This window comes from Candidatus Pelagibacter sp., assembly GCF_052049775.1.
In the GTDB taxonomy this organism is placed as follows: domain Bacteria; phylum Pseudomonadota; class Alphaproteobacteria; order Pelagibacterales; family Pelagibacteraceae; genus Pelagibacter.
In genome coordinates this window covers 21,797-39,679 of the sequence record NZ_JBNGZH010000016.1, presented here as the reverse complement: position 1 = coordinate 39,679, position 17,883 = coordinate 21,797, and the positions used below count along the sequence as shown (strand labels likewise).

General features: G+C 29.0%; 18 protein-coding genes. 2 read left to right on the top strand and 16 right to left on the bottom strand.

Annotated features, from left to right (window positions below; all coding sequences use genetic code 11):
- The 3 genes from coaD to ssb all read right to left on the bottom strand — a co-directional run.
- Nucleotides 1–433, bottom strand: a 433-nt coding sequence (gene coaD, locus ACTT83_RS02990; protein WP_440918672.1) for a pantetheine-phosphate adenylyltransferase, incomplete at its 3' end; no start/stop codon positions are given.
- Nucleotides 433–3,012, bottom strand: coding sequence for a DNA gyrase subunit A (gene gyrA / locus ACTT83_RS02985; protein WP_440918671.1), 2,580 nt, complete (start codon nt 3,010–3,012; stop codon nt 433–435). The genes gyrA and coaD, both read right to left, overlap by 1 nt.
- A gap of 5 nt (nt 3,013–3,017) precedes the next feature.
- Entirely contained in the window at nt 3,018–3,467 is a 450-nt protein-coding gene (ssb, locus tag ACTT83_RS02980; RefSeq protein ID WP_440918670.1) for a single-stranded DNA-binding protein, read from the bottom strand.
- A 90-nt stretch (nt 3,468–3,557) separates the two neighbouring features.
- Between ssb and uvrA the strand changes: the two genes are divergently transcribed.
- Entirely contained in the window at nt 3,558–6,413 is a 2,856-nt protein-coding gene (gene uvrA / locus ACTT83_RS02975; RefSeq protein ID WP_440918669.1) for an excinuclease ABC subunit UvrA, read from the top strand.
- 41 nt (nt 6,414–6,454) lie between these two features.
- Complete coding sequence (locus ACTT83_RS02970) at nt 6,455–7,057, top strand: urate hydroxylase PuuD (RefSeq protein ID WP_440918668.1); 603 nt, start codon at nt 6,455–6,457, stop codon at nt 7,055–7,057.
- Here ACTT83_RS02970 and secF read toward each other — a convergent pair.
- From secF to ACTT83_RS02905, 13 genes are read right to left on the bottom strand one after another with little or no spacing between them, the layout of a single operon-like run.
- Nucleotides 7,054–7,941: a protein translocase subunit SecF gene (secF, locus tag ACTT83_RS02965; protein ID WP_440918667.1), complete on the bottom strand. Its 888-nt coding sequence runs from the start codon at nt 7,939–7,941 to the stop codon at nt 7,054–7,056. The two genes, ACTT83_RS02970 and secF, sit on opposite strands and share 4 nt — an antisense overlap.
- A complete protein-coding gene (gene secD / locus ACTT83_RS02960) occupies nt 7,942–9,498 on the bottom strand; it encodes a protein translocase subunit SecD (protein ID WP_440918666.1) in 1,557 nt (518 codons plus the stop codon). It abuts the gene before it with no gap.
- A gap of 15 nt (nt 9,499–9,513) precedes the next feature.
- A complete protein-coding gene (gene yajC, locus ACTT83_RS02955; protein ID WP_440916429.1) occupies nt 9,514–9,801 on the bottom strand; it encodes a preprotein translocase subunit YajC in 288 nt (95 codons plus the stop codon).
- 54 nt (nt 9,802–9,855) lie between these two features.
- Nucleotides 9,856–11,115 carry a serine--tRNA ligase gene (gene serS / locus ACTT83_RS02950; RefSeq protein WP_440918665.1) on the bottom strand — a complete coding sequence of 420 codons (1,260 nt, stop codon included), beginning with the start codon at nt 11,113–11,115 and terminating at the stop codon, nt 9,856–9,858.
- Nucleotides 11,108–11,878 (bottom strand): twin-arginine translocase subunit TatC, encoded by a 771-nt coding sequence (tatC, locus tag ACTT83_RS02945; protein WP_440918664.1) that lies wholly within the window; start codon nt 11,876–11,878, stop codon nt 11,108–11,110. The genes serS and tatC overlap by 8 nt, the downstream gene beginning before the upstream one ends.
- Nucleotides 11,868–12,080, bottom strand: a complete 213-nt coding sequence (gene tatB, locus ACTT83_RS02940; RefSeq protein WP_440918663.1) for a Sec-independent protein translocase protein TatB — start codon at nt 12,078–12,080, stop codon at nt 11,868–11,870. The genes tatC and tatB overlap by 11 nt, the downstream gene beginning before the upstream one ends.
- 5 nt (nt 12,081–12,085) lie before the next feature.
- Entirely contained in the window at nt 12,086–12,286 is a 201-nt protein-coding gene (gene tatA / locus ACTT83_RS02935) for a twin-arginine translocase TatA/TatE family subunit (protein ID WP_440916433.1), read from the bottom strand.
- A gap of 50 nt (nt 12,287–12,336) precedes the next feature.
- On the bottom strand, nt 12,337–13,038 hold the full coding sequence (gene scpB, locus ACTT83_RS02930) for an SMC-Scp complex subunit ScpB (RefSeq protein ID WP_440916434.1): 702 nt from the start codon (nt 13,036–13,038) through the stop codon (nt 12,337–12,339).
- Nucleotides 13,035–13,775: a segregation and condensation protein A gene (locus ACTT83_RS02925; RefSeq protein WP_440916435.1), complete on the bottom strand. Its 741-nt coding sequence runs from the start codon at nt 13,773–13,775 to the stop codon at nt 13,035–13,037. Before ACTT83_RS02925 ends, scpB begins: the two co-directional genes overlap by 4 nt.
- 9 nt (nt 13,776–13,784) lie before the next feature.
- On the bottom strand, nt 13,785–14,732 hold the full coding sequence (locus ACTT83_RS02920; protein ID WP_440918662.1) for a glycoside hydrolase family 3 N-terminal domain-containing protein: 948 nt from the start codon (nt 14,730–14,732) through the stop codon (nt 13,785–13,787).
- Nucleotides 14,725–14,988 carry a hypothetical protein gene (locus ACTT83_RS02915; RefSeq protein WP_440918097.1) on the bottom strand — a complete coding sequence of 88 codons (264 nt, stop codon included), beginning with the start codon at nt 14,986–14,988 and terminating at the stop codon, nt 14,725–14,727. The genes ACTT83_RS02920 and ACTT83_RS02915 overlap by 8 nt, the downstream gene beginning before the upstream one ends.
- On the bottom strand, nt 14,988–16,721 hold the full coding sequence (gene argS, locus ACTT83_RS02910) for an arginine--tRNA ligase (RefSeq protein ID WP_440918661.1): 1,734 nt from the start codon (nt 16,719–16,721) through the stop codon (nt 14,988–14,990). Before argS ends, ACTT83_RS02915 begins: the two co-directional genes overlap by 1 nt.
- Nucleotides 16,718–17,836 carry a deoxyguanosinetriphosphate triphosphohydrolase gene (locus ACTT83_RS02905; RefSeq protein ID WP_440918660.1) on the bottom strand — a complete coding sequence of 373 codons (1,119 nt, stop codon included), beginning with the start codon at nt 17,834–17,836 and terminating at the stop codon, nt 16,718–16,720. The genes argS and ACTT83_RS02905 overlap by 4 nt, the downstream gene beginning before the upstream one ends.
- Nucleotides 17,837–17,883: the final 47 nt, after the last annotated feature.

Genomic DNA, 17,883 nt, shown 5'->3' with positions numbered 1-17,883 from the left:
CTTTTAAATTTACTATTTCTTTAACAAATCTTGATGAAATAATCTGATTTTCAACATCAGACATTAAAAAAAGAGTTTCAATATTTTTATTTAATTTTCTATTCATCCCTGCTAGTTGAAATTCATATTCAAAATCTGAAACTGCTCTTAATCCTCTTAAAATAATATTTGATTTATATTTTTTGCACAATTCAGTGGTTAAAGAGCTAAAAGAAATTACGACAACTTTTTTTTTGTTCAGTTTCAAATCATAAAATAAAGCTTTTTTTACAATTTCAATTCGTTCATCAGAATCGAATAAATAATCTTTATTTTCAACGTTAGATACTGCAACAACAATCTTATCAAAAAGTTTTAAACCTTTTTTAATAACATCAATATGGCCAAACGTAATTGGATCAAATGTTCCAGGATAGATTGCAACTTTATTCATTAAACTAAGTTATCATCTATTTTATCAGCTGAAACAACTTTTTCTTCTCCAGTTAATTTAATAATTCTAACACCCTGAGTATTTCTACCCGCAGTTCTAATTTCTTTTACCGCTACACGTATTACTCTTCCTTTGTTAGTAGATATAAGTATTTCATCACCATCATATACAGGGAAAGAGGATGAAATATTACCATTTCTTGGTGAATTTATAATTCCGATAATTCCCTTCCCACCTCTATTAGTTACTCTATATTCCGTATGACTAGTTTTTTTACCAAAACCATTTTCTGTAATTGATAATATGAACTTTTCTTTAGCTTTTAATTCTGATTGATCATCTTTTGATTTCTTCCCATTTTTTTTTGATTTATCATTATCTATAATTGAAAGAGAGACGATTTGATCGTTTGGAGACAAAACAATACCTTTAATCCCTTTAGAGGATCTACCCTTAAAAACTCTTAATTTTTTAGACTCAAAACGTATGCATTTTCCTAATTTGGTACTTAAAATTATATCTTTATCATCCTTGCAAATTTTAACTCCCACAATTTTATCATTATTGTCTAATTTCATTGCAATTTTTCCAGATGTATTGATTGAAGAAAAATCCTCTAAACTATTTTTTCTAATTTTTCCTTGGGCAGTAGCAAATACAATTTGATAATTTTTCATTTCAGACTCATTATCAGGAAAAGGCATAATAGAGCTTATTGACTGATGGTTTTTTAGTGGAAGAATATTAAACAACGATTTTCCCTTAGAAACTGAAGATCCCTCAGGTATTTTCCAGGCTTTTATTCTATAAACTAAACCTTCTGTAGAGAAAAACAAAACTGAGGTATGTGTATTGACTGATAGAGTTTGGACTACAGAATCTTCGTTTCTAGTAGTCATGCCAGTTTTTCCTTTACCTCCTCTTTTTTGTGTCTTAACACTATTCAAAGATCCACGTTTGATGTAACCCTGCAATGTAACTGTAATCAATACAGATTGTTTTTGAATGGTTTCTTCTATGTCGTAATTTAATACAGCATCAATTATTTTAGTTCTTCGTGGTGATGAATATTTATCTTTAATATTCTTTAACTCTTCGCTAATAACTTTTAACAATTCTTTTTTAGATGAAATTATTTTTTTATATTTCGTAATTAACTCAGCTAACTTCTTAATTTCTATTTCAATTTCATTTATTCCTAACGCTGTCAGTTTTTGTAATCTTAATTCTAAAATAGCATTCACTTGTAAAGTTGATAAGGAGTATAAAGTTTTTGATTTTGAACTTTCTACAAGTGAAATTAATTTTTTTGACTTATTAATTTTCCATTTGGTTTGTAAAAGAGATTTCTTTGCATCTTCAGGATTTTTTGATGATCTGATTATTTTGATAACTTTGTCTAAATTTTCAACTGATACCGATAAACCTATTAAGATATGTGCTCGCTCTTCTGCTTTTTGTAAATCAAATTTTGTTTTTTTGACTACAACGTCCTCTCTAAAGGATAAAAAATTTGATAAGAAATCTTTTAAGTTACAAGTTTCAGGTTTGCCATCAACTATTGCAAGTGTATTAAATCCAAATGAACTTTCAATTTGTGTATTCTTGTAAAGTTGTCTTTTTACTGTTTCAGGTTCTACTCCAGTTCTCAAATCTATTGAAACTCTGATTCCTTCTCGATTAGACTCATCTCTTATATCTCTTATGCCCTCAATTTTTTTTTCTCTAACAAGCTGAGCAATTCTCTCATTCAAAACAGATTTATTTACTTGATAAGGAATTGATGTGATAACCAATCTTTCTCTTCCATTTTTTAAACTTTCTATAGAAATTTCACCTCTAATTTTAAAAGAACCTCTGCCTTTATTATAACCTTGTTTAATCATATCTTTTCCAATTATTACTCCTCCAGTTGGAAAATCAGGTCCAGGAATGTGCTTCATAAGATCTTTAATTTTAATATCTTTATTTTCAATTAAAGCTAATGTTCCGTTAATTATTTCACCTAGATTATGTGGTGGTATGCTAGTTGCCATTCCAACTGCAATCCCACCTGCACCATTTACTAATAAATTAGGAAATTGAGCTGGTAAAACTGTTGGCTCTTTCTCTGTTTCGTCGTAATTATTTTTAAATGAAATTGTATTTTTTTCGATATCATCAATTAGATATTGTGAAACTTTAGATAATCTAGTTTCTGTATATCTCATCGCAGCAGCGGGATCGCCATCAATAGATCCAAAATTTCCTTGGCCATCAACTAAAGGTAAGCTCATTGAAAAATCCTGAACCATTCTTACTAGAGCATCATAAACTGACTGATCTCCATGCGGATGATACTTACCAATAACATCTCCGACAATTCTTGCAGATTTTCTAAATTGTTTTGACCAATCATATCCACCTTTGTACATCGCATACAAAATTCTTCTATGAACTGGTTTTAAACCATCTCGTATATCAGGAAGTGCTCTACTGACTATAACACTCATTGCATACGATAGATAAGATGAGCTCATCTCATCATGCATTGAGATTAATTTAATATTCTTATCCTCAGGAATTTCAGTTTTTTGCATAAATATTAAAATGGAATTTCATCATCCATGTCATTTGAAATTTGTGACATGTCATCATTATTAGATTGAGTATTATCATTTGAAATACTTCCACCTGAATTACCTCCACCTAACATAGTTAAAGATGAGTTATATCCTTGAATAACAATTTCAGTCGAGTATTTATCTTGACCAGACTGCTCATCTTTCCATTTTCGAGTCGTTAATTGTCCCTCAACATATATTTGGGCTCCCTTTTTTAAATATTGTTGAACAACATTTACCAATCCTTCATTGAATACAACTATACGGTGCCATTCTGTTTTTTCTTTTTTTTCACCAGTATTCTTATCTTTCCAAGACTGGCTTGTTGCCAGACTTAATCGTGCAACACTTTTGCCATTTACCATTTGTTTAATCTCTGGATCTGCGCCCAAACGACCAATTAAAAGTACTTTATTTAAACTTCCAGCCATAATATTTTTATATTTGTTAAATTTGTTAATTAGAACTATACCACAATTTACTCTGAATATTAATTTTATTAAGTCAAAGCAACAAAAATTATGATGAAAAAGATAGTTATTAAGGGAGCTAAAGAACACAATTTAAAAAATGTTTCTTTAGAGATACCCAAAGATAAATTTGTTGTCATAACTGGTCTATCAGGATCAGGAAAGTCGTCTTTAGCATTTGATACAGTCTATGCGGAAGGTCAAAGAAGGTATGTTGAGAGTTTATCTGCTTATGCAAGACAATTTTTGGATAAAATGAAAAAGCCTAATGTTGATTTAATTGAGGGGTTAAGCCCAGCAATATCAATAGAGCAAAAAAATACTTCTAAAAATCCAAGATCTACTGTTGCTACAGTTACTGAAATATATGATTACATGCGTGTTTTATATGCGAGAGCGGGTATACCCTATTCACCTTTTACAGGTAAACCAATAACATCTCAAACGATTACACAAATTGTGGATAAAATTAAAGAGCTACCAAAAAAATCAACTATATATATTTATGCTCCAGTAGTCAGAGGTAGAAAAGGAGAATATAAAAAAGAAATCCTTAATTATAAAAAAAGAGGATTTCGAAAAATAAAAGTAGACGATGTAATTTATGATATTGATAAAGTTCCTGAATTAAATAAGAAAATTAAGCATGACATATATATTCTAGTCGATAGGATAGTTTTAAATTCATCTTTAGGAAACAGATTAGCTGAAAGTATTGAAACATCAGTAAATTTAGCGAATGGATTAGTATTCGTTGAATATGAAAATGAAACCTTACCGAAAAAATATCGAAAAGTAGAAAAATTAATATTTTCAACTAAATTTGCATGTCCTGAAAGTGGCTTTACAATTGAGGAAATTGAGCCAAGACTTTTCTCATTTAATAGTCCTTTTGGTGCTTGTGAGGAATGTGAGGGAATTGGAATTAAACTAAATGTTGATCCAAATTTAGTGGTACCAAATCATAAAAAAAGTATTGCGGATGGAGCTATTGAGCCCTGGGCTAAAACAACCACTCTATATTATGCACAAACATTATCTTCTTTGGCAAAACATTATGGCTTTTCGTTAGATGAAAAATGGTCAAAACTTTCAAAAAAAATAAAGGATATTATTCTTTATGGATCTGATGATGAAGAAATCAAATTTTCATATGACGATGGTTATGAAAAATACTCACATAAAAAGACATTTGAAGGGGTAATAAATAATTTAGAGAGAAGATATTTAGAAACTGATAGTGATTGGAAAAGAGAAGAAATAGCTCAATATCAGTCAGATACTAAATGTGAAAGATGTAATGGTCATAGATTAAAAGATGAGGCATTATGTGTGAAAATTGATGGCTTGCACATTAGTGAGGTTACTGAAAAATCAATTTTAGATGCTGCAAAATGGTTTGAAAATTTAAAATTCAATTTAGATAAAAGACAGGTCAAAATTGCTGAACATATCCTAAAAGAAATTAATGAAAGATTAAATTTTCTTTTAAATGTTGGTCTTGATTATCTTACATTATCAAGAGAGTCTGGTACTTTATCAGGCGGAGAAGCGCAAAGAATTCGTTTAGCATCTCAAATTGGGTCTGGTTTAACTGGAGTGTTATATGTATTAGATGAACCATCTATTGGTTTGCATCAAAAAGATAATGTAAAACTGATCGATGCACTTAAAAGATTAAGAGATCTGGGAAATACAGTAATAGTAGTTGAGCATGATACTGAAACAATGGAAAATGCAGATCATATTATTGATCTTGGTCCTGAAGCGGGAAACAAAGGTGGTGAAGTAGTTGCGCAAGGAACTTTTGATGAAATAACAAAAAATAAAATTAGTATCACAGGAAAATATCTTTCAAACAAATTAAGAATTGATGTTCCCAAGAAAAGAAGATTAGCAAAAAATGGGAGGTTTCTCGAAATAACAGGTGCAACTGGTAATAATTTAAATAATGTTAATTTAAAAATACCTTTAGGTAGTTTAACTTGTGTTACCGGTGTATCAGGAAGTGGTAAGTCAACATTAATTTTACAGACATTATACAACGCATTAAACTTAACTCTGAATAATAATAAATCTAGAAAAATTCCAAAACCATTTAAAGGTTTTAAAGGCACAGAATTAATCGATAAGATAATTGATATTGATCAATCACCAATTGGTCGTACCCCAAGATCAAATCCAGCAACTTATACTGGAGCTTTCGGGCCAATTAGAGATTGGTTCACAGGATTACCTGAGTCAAAAACAAGAGGATATAAACCAGGAAGGTTCTCTTTTAATGTCAAAGGAGGTAGGTGTGAAGCTTGTGAGGGAGATGGAGTTATTACGTATGAAATGCATTTTCTCCCAGATGTTTATATACAATGTGATGAGTGTAAAGGAACCAGATATAACCGAGAAACATTAGAGATAAAATTCAAAGATAAAAGTATTGCGGATGTTTTAAACATGACAGTTGATGAGGGTTGCGAATATTTTGAAAATATTTCAAATATAAAGACTAAATTGCTAACTTTAAAAAAAGTTGGTCTAGGCTATATAAAAATTGGTCAACAAGCTACAACTCTATCAGGGGGTGAGGCACAAAGAATTAAATTAGCTAAAGAATTATCAAAAAGATCAACGGGAAGAACAATGTATATTTTAGATGAACCGACTACTGGTCTTCACCAACACGACATCAAAAAATTATTAGAAATTTTACATACATTTGTTTCATTAGGTAACACAGTGGTCGTTATAGAACACAACTTAGATGTCATAAAAACTGCAGATTATATCGTCGATATGGGTCCTGAGGGTGGTGTAAAAGGTGGAAAAATTATCGCTGAGGGAAAACCTGAGGAAATTTGTAAAATTAATGGAAGTTATACGGGTAAGTTTTTAAAAAATCTTTTACAATAAATACCATTGTCATCTCACTCTAAATCAGTATAAAATTATATATGGGCAATTTACTTTCATCTTTATCAAAAACTATTCACGTTTCTTTAGCCATTGCAGTTCTGTTATTTTTAGGCTTATTTTATCAAAATGATGGTTTTAGTTTTGATGCACTTTTTTGGAGTTGGTTTGCGAGATTTGTTCATGTAGTAGTCGGTATAATGTGGATTGGCTTGTTATGGTATTTTAATTTTGTTCAAATCCCAAACATGGCAAAAATTCCAGATGAACAGAAACCAGCTATTGGTAAAGTAATTGCGCCAGCTGCATTATTTTATTTTAGATGGGGTGCAGCATTTACAGTTCTATCAGGTTTAGCACTTGCAGGTCTTAATGGATATTTGCATGATGCAATGACTTTAAGTATAGGATCTGGGATTCCAAAACACACAGCCATTGGAATTGGTATGTGGTTGGGCTTAGTTATGGCATTTAACGTATGGTTTGTAATATGGCCTAATCAAAAAAGAGCTTTGGGTATGGTTGAGTGTGAACCTGATCTAAAAGCTAAGTCAGCAAGAACAGCTATGTTATTTTCGAGAACTAATACTTTGTTATCAATACCGATGCTGCTTACTATGGTAGCTGCTCAAAACCTTTATTAACTGCTTTCATCTTCTCTTAAAACAGTTTTTTGTGAAACTCTTAGTCTAACTAGGACTGTATTGGCAATATAGATAGATGAATAAGTTCCAAAAATTACACCAAATATCATAGCCAAAGAAAAACCTTTTAGTATCTCGCCACCAAAGAAAAAAATTGATAGCAAAGCTAATAAGGTCGTTATTGATGTAATTAAAGTTCTAGATAATGTTTCATTGATAGAGATATTAGTTAAATCGTAAATCTTAATGTCAGAATATTTTCTTAAATTTTCTCTTACTCTGTCAAAAATAACCACTGTATCATTCATGGAGTAACCAACGATAGTTAATACAGCTGCAATAATAGATAAGTTGATTTCAAGACCAAGCAATGAAAATAAACCTAGGGTTACCAACACGTCATGAAACAAAGCTAATATAGCTCCTAAACTAAATTGCCATTCAAATCTGATCCAAATGTAAATTAACATTAAAGTTAATGCCACTGCGATAGCTATTACTCCAGATTTAAGCAACTCAGCACTTACTTTAGGTCCTACGTTTTCAACTCTTCTAAAATCAAAAGTATTCCCAAATGATTTATCTAAATTTGATTTAATTTCCTCAATAATATTTTTGTTATTATTAATTTCAAATTTGATTAGAAAGTCTGTCTCATTGCCAAAATTTTTTACTGAAACGTCACCCAAATTCATAGAATTTAAATTATCTCTTAGAGATGACACATTAATTTTGCTGTCAGTTGATCTTAATTCAATTAATGTTCCACCCTTAAAATCTATTCCAAAGTTAAGACCTTTGAAAGTCAGTAAAAATAACGAAATAACGACTAAGGATATAGAAAGTATGTTAAATTGATTATAGTATTTGTTAAAAGCAATCATCTAAATTAAACCTTCTTTTTCTTTGTTTCTGTACACATACAAAACAGTCAATAACCTTGCTATGAAATACACCGAAAATAATGTTGTAAATATTCCAATACCAAGTGTAAGTGAAAAACCTTTGATTGGACCTGAGCCCATAAAAAATAAGATAATAGCTGCTAATAATGTTGTTATATTTGCATCAAGTATAGCGGTTCTAGATTTTGTGTAACCACTATCAAAGGCTATTAAATTATTTTTTTCATTTTTTAGCTCTTCTTTAATTCTCTCAAAGATTAAAACATTTGCATCGACTGCCATACCAACTGTCAAAATTATTCCAGCGATCCCCGGAAGAGTTAAGGTCGCCTCGAATATAGTCAATATTCCAATGAGTAAGAAAAGGTTAAGTATTAATGTTATATTGGTAATTAAACCAAATACCTTATATTTAACAAATATAAATACTATTACTAATACAAAACCAATTGCTAATGCAATCATCCCTGCATTAATTGAGTCTTGTCCTAAATCGGGACCAACTGTTCGTTCCTCAATAATATTTAAAGGTGCAGGTAATGCACCAGATCTTAATAAAAGAGCTAAATCTGTTGCTGATTGAAAAGTAAATCCTCCACTGATTTGACCTGATCCACTTGCAATTGTATCTCTTATAACAGGTGCGCTTATAATTTTGCCATCCAATACTATTGCTAATTGCTTGCCAATACCAGTCGATGTGGCCTTACCAAATCTTTTAGCGCCAACTCTATCAAGTGTAAATGTAACTACTGTTTCATTTGTCTCACTATCCATTCTTGGTTGAGCATCTAGTAGATTGTCTCCGCTTAAAATAATTCTTTTACTTACCAGAGCATCTCCTTCAGACTCATCTTCATAACTAAGTTTTTCTGCTCCAAAAGAGTCTTGATCGTTATTAGTTACAAATCTAAATGTAAGATTTGCAGTTTTACCAAGCAATGATTTAATTCTCATTGGATCATCTAATCCAGGTAATTCAACAAGAATTCTGTCGTTTCCTCTTTTTAAAATATTTGGCTCATTAGTTCCTATCTCATCAATTCTTCTTCTTACAATTTCTAATGCTTGATCTTGAGAAGATGTTTTTAGTTTAACAATACCTTGGGTTGAGTAATTGACAAAAAAAATATTATTTTCCTCAGTGATATCTAATTGATGAGATTTAAATCTTGGATAATAAGGATTTAATTCACTTTCCTCATCATTAAACGTATCTAGAATAGTTTGTTTAAAGTTTTCATCTACAGAAAAAGATAATTTTTGTCCTAAAATTTTTAAATTTTTAATTCTTATATTTTTGTCTTTGAAATAATTTCTAATGGTAATTGAAAGATTTTGTATTTTTTGCTCAATAACTGGATTATTATCAATTTCCAGTAGGAGGTAAGAACCTCCCTGAAGATCTAATCCAAGATTAATTTTCTTATTTAGTAAGATATTTTCAAACTTAAATAAATTTGATGAGGCAATTAAAATAAAAAATAGAGAAATTAATATTACTGATATTATTCTGAATTTTGAAAAATATAACACTTTACTTTAACAAAATTACTTTTTAACTTCTTGAGAGTTCATCAGACTTTGTACACCTGTACCTCTGATAACTTCAACAGTCACATTTTCAGCAACCTCAACTTCTATTTTATCGTTGTCTACAACTCTGGTTATGGTTCCTGTAATACCGCCTGAAGTTACAATCTTATCTCCTTTTTTTAAACCCTCGACCATAGCTTTATGCTCTTTAACTTTTTTTTGCTGTGGTCTTATCAAGAAAAAATAAAAAATAACAAAAATTAATATTAGTGGTATAAATTGACCTATTCCTGAACTTTCCATAAAACTCCTTAATTAAAAATGAATTTTTATACTATCTCTTAAGTTAAAACAACTTTAATTCAGACTAATTTTTTCTAGATTATTCATATAAGGTCTAAGCACTTTTGGAATACTTATAGACCCATCCTTTTGCTGAAAATTTTCTAATATGGCAATAAGAGTTCTACCCACTGCTAAACCACTTCCATTAAGCGTTCCAACAAATACTGTTTCTTTATTTGAATTTTTATATCTAGCTTTCATTCTTGTTGCTTGAAAAGTTGAACATGATGAACATGAAGATATTTCTCTATATTTGTTTTCTGAAGGTAACCATACTTCTATATCGTAAGTTTTTTCTGCACTAAATCCCATATCTCCACTACATAAAATCATTTTTCTGTATGGTAACTCTAATAAATCCAAAATTCCTGTGGCACAATTTGTCATTCTCTCTAATTCTTCAAGACATTTATTTTGTTCCACAATACTTACTAATTCAACTTTATAAAATTGATGTTGTCTAATCATCCCTTTTGTATCTTTACCATAACTACCAGCCTCTTTTCTAAAACATGGGGTAGAAGCAACAAATCTCATCGGTAATGTTTTAAGATCTAAAATTTTATCTTTTACAATATTGGTTAAAATAACTTCTGCTGTAGGAATTAAAAATTTTCTACTACTTCCCTCCTCTAATTTTACTTCAAATTGATCATTTTCAAATTTAGGTAATTGACCAGTTCCGAACATTGTATTTTCTGATGCTAATAAAGGTGGTGAAATTTCCTCATATCCATTTTTTGAAGTATGTATATCAAGCATAAAATTTGAAATTGCTCTTTCAAGTAATGCTAATTTATTCTTAACAAAAACAAACCTTGAACCGGTGGTTTTTGTGGCAAGATCAAAATCTAACATGCCAAGTGTTTCACCTAATTCGTAGTGTGATTTTGGAGTAAATTCAAAATTAGGAATCTGACCCGATTTAGTTAATTCAACATTTTCATTTTCATTAGATCCTATAGGTACATCATCATGAGGTATATTTGGAATACTTGATAAAATTTCATCTAAGTCTGATTTGATTTTTGATTGTTGATCAGTAATTTTATCAATAGATTGGGTAATTTCTTTTGATCTAGAAAATAAAGCCTTATCTTTTGTTTTTGAAATATCTTTCTTTTCTTTTTCTAATGTTTCTTTTTTTTGAATTAAATCTCTATTATCTATATCTAATTTTTTGAGTTTATTGAGATCTATATCGATTGATCTTTTTTTTAATGCTTTTGAAAATGCATCAAAATCTTTTCTAATTTCTTTAATGTTATGCATCAGAATTTTTTAAATTTTTATTCTCAATAAGTTTTACTGAAAATATTGATAATTCATATAGAATTAATAATGGTATCGCTAAACCAATTTGTGTGATGGGATCTGGGGGTGTGAGCAAAGCTGCGGCTGCAAATATAATAACCACAACATATTTTCTTCGTTTCTTTAAAAAATCAGAATCAACCAACCCTACCCTCGCTAATAAACTCAACACAACAGGTAATTGAAAGCTTATACCAAACGCAAATATAAGTTTCATTACCAATGAAAGATATTCGTTTACTTTTGCCTCTAGTTGAATTGGTAGATTTGTTGAAAGACCAGAACTTTCAAAAGATAAAAAGAATTTTATCGCTAAGGGCATTATTAAATAATAAACCAACATGCCCCCTAGTAAGAATAAGATTGGGGTTAAAACTAAATAAGGTAAAATTGCAATTTTTTCATGTTTATAAAGACCAGGAGCAATAAATTTCCAAACCTGCATCAAGATAAATGGACAAGTAACAAAAAAAGCTGTGAAAAAAGATACTTTCAAATAGGTAAGGAAAGTTTCTTGTAAAGCTGTGAAAATAAGTCGTCTATCAGTTCCATCATCTTTAACTGCTTGTGCATATGGCTCTACTAAAAAACCATAAAGGTGTTCAGCAAAAAAATAACATCCTATAAAAAAGATTATTAGAAAAATAAAACTATGAATTAGTCTTTTTCTTAACTCAGCTAAATGACTTACAAAGCCACCTTCATTTTCGTCATGACTCATCTTTTTTTTCTTCTTTTTTTTCTATCTTATTATCCTCAAGATCAATATTTGAGACTTCATTTTGAATATTATTGACATATTTTTTTGCAGAGCCGATCCATGAACCAACTTTTTTGAGCATTATCGGAAAGTCCTTAGGTCCCAAGACTACAATAGCTATTGCAACTACAATTAAAATCTCAAACCAACCAATAGTAGGCATGTGATTTATTCTTTTTTGTTCGAATCTTGATTATCGTCAGAAATATTTTTAGGTTCATTGTCATCAGTTACATCTGATGCCATACCCTTTTTAAAACTTTTTATTCCTTTTGCTACATCGCCCATAAGGCTAGAAATTTTTCCTCTACCAAATAATAATACCACAAGTATTACAACGATTGCTATTTGCCAAATTCCAATGCTCATAGAAAACTTATAACCTTTTTATCAATAATTGAAAAGTCTAATTTGTAGGCTTAGTTCTTCTCATCAGAGTCAAGAGTGCTACTTAACATTTCATCAATATTTGAATAAATGTCCTCTTTTTTATCATCTTGTTTTTCTTTATAGAATTTTCCAGTACCAAAAATAGCGTTATCAATATTGGTACTATCAATTAAACCTGCAGCTCCAAGTTCGTCTACTGTTGGTAAATCAGATAATTTTTGCAAATTAAAATGGCTTAAAAAATCATCCGTCGTGACATATTGAATAGGTCGACCAGGGACATTTTTTCGTCCACCAGGTTTAACCCAATTTAATTCCATTAAAATTTCTAATGTGTTTGTTCCAAAAGCTACTCCTCTTATTTCTTCTATCTCTGCTCGAGTAACTGGTTGATGATAAACAATTATAGCAAGAGTTTCTATTGCAGCTTTTGATAATTTTTTTTCAACAGTTTTTTCTTGGGTCATTAAATTTGAAAGATTAGGTGAGGTTCTAAAGGACCATTTTTTAGAAATACAAACTAAGTTAATACCTCGATTTGAATATTCAGCTTGTAATTTCAACAAAATTTTTTCGACATCTGTTTTTTTAGATATCTTATTTTCAATAGTTTCAATATCTAATGGTTCTGCAGCAGCAAAAACAATTCCTTCAATTTCCTTTTCAATTGAAGATAATTTAGTTGGAAAATTAATAATATTATCTTTTTTCTTAATCTTTTTTTTTATCATTTGTTTTCTTTTATATAAATATCATCAAAAAGGTTTTCTTGTTTTATGCTAAGGTTGCCCTCCTTGACTAACTCAAGAGACCCTGCAAATATTCCTGCTTTACCAGTTCGTTTATATTTTGATCCACTTTTAAAATTTTTCGGTATTAAATCATCTAATTTTTTCCAATCCATTAATTTTCCAAAAAAATCTTTTATAGTTTTTATACCTTCTTCTGTTGTAAAAACTGGTAATTTTGGAATATTAATTCTCTGAAAATCTTTAGTCATAATTATAGTGGAGTATGTTTTCATGAGGTCAAATAAATTTAATTTATACTCACTATTGTAGATGGGCCTTATGCCTGCTCTCATACCTCTAGTTCTAATTTCTCTTCCTAATCTTTTTCTTTTAAGCATCTGTTCAGATAATAACCTTATTAATTCGAGTTTCTTAAGTTGAAGTTTTAATTTTTCAGCTACTTCTTGAACTTTAAATTCTTCTTCAGGGGTACCTGGTAATAGTAATTTTGATTTTAAATATGCTAACCATGTTGCCATTAGTAAGTATTCTGAAGCAATCTCTAAATTTAATTTTTTTTCTTGAGTAATAAAATCATGAAACTGATCTGCTAATTTTGTAATAGATATATCCTCAAGATTAACTTTTTGAGCTTTTGCAAGATCTAAAAGAACGTCTAATGGTCCATTATAATTTTCAACATCTACTTTAAAAAGTTCAGAATCGTTTTCAATCATCAATCAATATTAACTTAAAATTTTGTAAAATTGTGATGTTTTTTTAATGATAAAAGGATTTATCAATGGTGAATTATTTCCTATAATTTTCATTTCATTTAAATTTCCATTACAATGTAAGGCTAAATTACAACCTGCACTAAACGTTTTGATTGTATTTTCTTTTAAATTACCCTTAAGACTTTTCATGGATAAATCATCAGAAATCAAAATATTTTTAAAACCAATTTTATTGCGAATTAATTTAATAAATTTTTTTGAGTGAGTAACACAATTTTCTTTGTCAATTTGAGTAAAAATTATATGAGCGGTCATAGCAAAAAAAGTTTTTTTATTTTTAAATGGAAGAAAATCTTTCTTGTTTAAATAACTCAATTTTTTATTAACCATCGGAGTAAAATGGTGACTATCTACTTTTGCAAGACCATGTCCTGGGATATGTTTTATGATTGTTCCAATACCATTTTGATGGAAATAATTGATACAATAATCTCCTATTTTAGATACAATTTTGGGATTATTCGAAAAAGATCTATTCCCAATGATATTTGATGTACCTTTAATTCTTAAATCTAAGACCGGGGAAGTATTAATATTAATACCAAGAGATTTTAATAAATATGAAGTTTTATCAATAAATAATTTATAAAAAAATTTAAATTCATCTACATTTTTAACGTATTTTTTTCCAAAAAATTCTGAAGTCAAATTATCGAATGATATAATATTTTTTAACCGATTAACTTTACCCCCTTCTTGATCAATTAAAATAGGATATTTTTTATCATTGAATAATTTTCTTATTGACGTGGTGAGTTTTAGCGTTTGATCAATATTTTTAATATTTCTTGTAAATAAGATAACTCCCCAAGGTTTATATTTTTTAAGAAATGACTTTTCTTTTGCTGAAAGTTTTGTTGATTTGATACCAACAATAAAAGATCGACGTTTATTCATTATTTTCTAATAATTTCCAAAAATTAAATTTTTTCTTTTTTTTATTGTTTGTTTGCTCGACGTATTCAATAATATTTTTCGTATCATCCTCTAAAATTGGTAATTTTTCTGAGTAAGTATTTATCTTATTTTCAATATTGTTGAGTGATCTATAAGATTTTTTTTTATAGGCATCAGAAAAATAATATTTTGCTGTAAAAAAAATAAAAAGACCAATAATAAAGACGAAAATGATATATTTGATTTCTTTAAACATTACATTTTTTCAGGAGCAGACACGCCTACGATATTCATTCCGGATTTAACAACATTTGATATAAGTTTTAATAAAACTAATTTGTCATTCGATATCTTCTTATTCTCATTTATAAATCTTTTTTCAGGATTATCTTTTCCCAAGTTCCAATAGGAATGAAATAGAGAGGCTAGTTCATAAAGATATACTGGAATTCTATGTGGTTCTAGCTTCTTACTTGATATTTCGATACACTTAGGCCACTCAGATATTTTTTTTAAGATGTTTATTTCATGGTCAGAATATTCAAAATTATATTCATCAATCTTTAAATCTTTTTTTAAATCTATTTCCAGATGTCTAAAAACAGATGAAATTCGAGCATAACAATATTGTACATAATACAAAGGATTGTCTTTTGATTTTTCAATTACATTATCAAAATCAAAATCAAGTTCGACATCATTACTTCTGTTCAACATGATAAAACGTGTAGCATCTTTTCCAACTTCATTAATCAAATCATCAACAGTTATATAATCACCTTTACGTTTTGACATTTTAAATGGTTTTTTATCCTTTATAAGTTTTACAAGTTGACTAACTTTACAAATAAGTTTTCCTTTAGAGTTCGACAAAGCATCGACTGAGGATGTAATTCTTTTAATATAACCCGCATGATCTGCACCTAAAATATTTATTAAGTAGTCAAACTTTCTATCCAATTTATTTTTGTGATAGGCAACATCACTGGCAAAATAAGTCCAAGCTCCATCAGATTTTTGTAACGCTCTATCTTTGTCATCACCAAAATCAGTTGATTTGAAAAGTAATTGTTCTCTTTCAACCCAATTATTATCGTCCTCACCAGCTGGAGCTTTAATTTTACCTTTATAAACAAATTTATTTTTTTGAAGATTTTCTACTACTTTTTCAACTTCTTGATTAAGTACTAATTTTTTTTCACTTACAAAATTATCGTGAATTATACCAAGGCTACTAAGATTTTTTTTTATTAATTTTATTGCCTCGTCTATAGACAGGCTCGTTAATTGTTCAGATATTGGATCATAATTAGTAAAATCTATTTTTGGATTTGAAGAAATGATATTATTAGCAAATTCAATCAAATATTCACCAGGATAAAGATCTTCATTATCTGTTGGAAAAGTTTCATTAAATTTGATTTCTCTTATTCTAAAATATACTGATTTTGTGAAATTAATTATCTGATTGCCATAGTCATTTACATAATATTCTTTAGTAACTTTATGATTATTAAATGATAAAACATTTGAAATTACATCTCCTAAAATAGCACCTCGGCAATGACCCACATGTAAAGGCCCTGTTGGGTTGGCAGAAACAAATTCAATTAAATAATTTTTCTTTTGCTCATTTGTATTTATTCCAAATGTTTTAGCGTTCTTAATAATTTCTTTTGAAAAATTTGTCCAAAACTCAGGTTGAAATTTAATATTAATAAATCCAGGTTTTACGATTGATACCTCTTTTATTGACTTGTCTTCATTTTCAAGACTCTTTGCTAATGTTTCAGCTAATTCCAAGGGGGGCTTTTTATTTATTTTTGACAAAACCATTGCAACATTTGTAGAAATGTCACAATTAAATTTCTCAGGTGGAATTTCTGTGTTTATTCCATCTAAATTATCTGGCAAAATTATTTTACCCTTTTTCGATAAATCTAAAATAATTTTTTTTATTTTGTCTAAGTATTGATCAAAAATGTTCATTTGATATCGTTATAAAGGTTGATAGCATATCTGTCAGTCATACCAGAAATAAAATCAGAAACTGATCGATATTTGTTTTTAGATAAATGTTCTTTTGAAATAAATTTTGCCGGATTTTTACTTATTTTGGCAAACAATCTTTTAATTATTAATTTACCTTTATTATTTTTATTTAGCACATTCTTGTTATTGTACATTTTAGACCTTAAAAAATACCTAATTTCATTATCAGAATTTTTAATTTTATCAGAGAAATCAACCATAAGAAAATCAGTTTTATTCAAATCATTTCTACTTTTTATTTTATTTTGATTAAGATTCTTGATGGTATTACTTATTAAATCTTTGATCATTAAATCTATTGAGTCTCTTATAATCTGGTAAGTTGCAATCTTGTAATTTTTTTTGTTAATCTTTTTTTTATATCTTCTATAAATATTTTTAAAAAAATCTATTTCTACTAACTCTTCTAATCTAAATAAGTTTGCTTTTATGCCATCTTGTATGTCATGGTTATTATAAGCAATATCATCAGATATAGATGAAATTTGAGCCTCTAGTGATGGAAAGGTATTAAAATTAATCATGTTTTTAAATTTTTTAACACCTATCAATTCATCAACTAAATGAAAATCCTCAACTGGACCATTGTGTTTTAAAAGTCCCTCTAATGTTTCAACAGAAAGATTTAAGCCACTAAACTTTAAATACTTATTTTCTAAAAACATAACAATTCTTAATGTTTGTAAATTGTGATCAAACCCTCCATGAATGCTCATACATTCATTCAAAGCATCTTCACCTGCATGACCGAAAGGAGTGTGGCCCAAATCGTGCGCTAAACTAAGTGTTTCTGCTAAGTCCTCGTTCAAACTGAAATATCTAGCGATGGATCTTGCTATTTGAGCAACCTCCATAGAATGAGTAATTCGAGTTCTATAATGATCCCCTTCAGTATTAACAAATACCTGTGTTTTATGTTTCAATCTCCTAAATGAAGCGCTGTGAATAATACGATCTCTATCTCTTTGATAAGGTGATCTATATTTTGACAAAGACTCCTTAAATATCCTACCTTTACTTTTGAATTGACCTATCTTTGAGTATTTTTTCATCCTTTAAAATAAAATATTAAGTATTATATTACTAATACCAATGATCA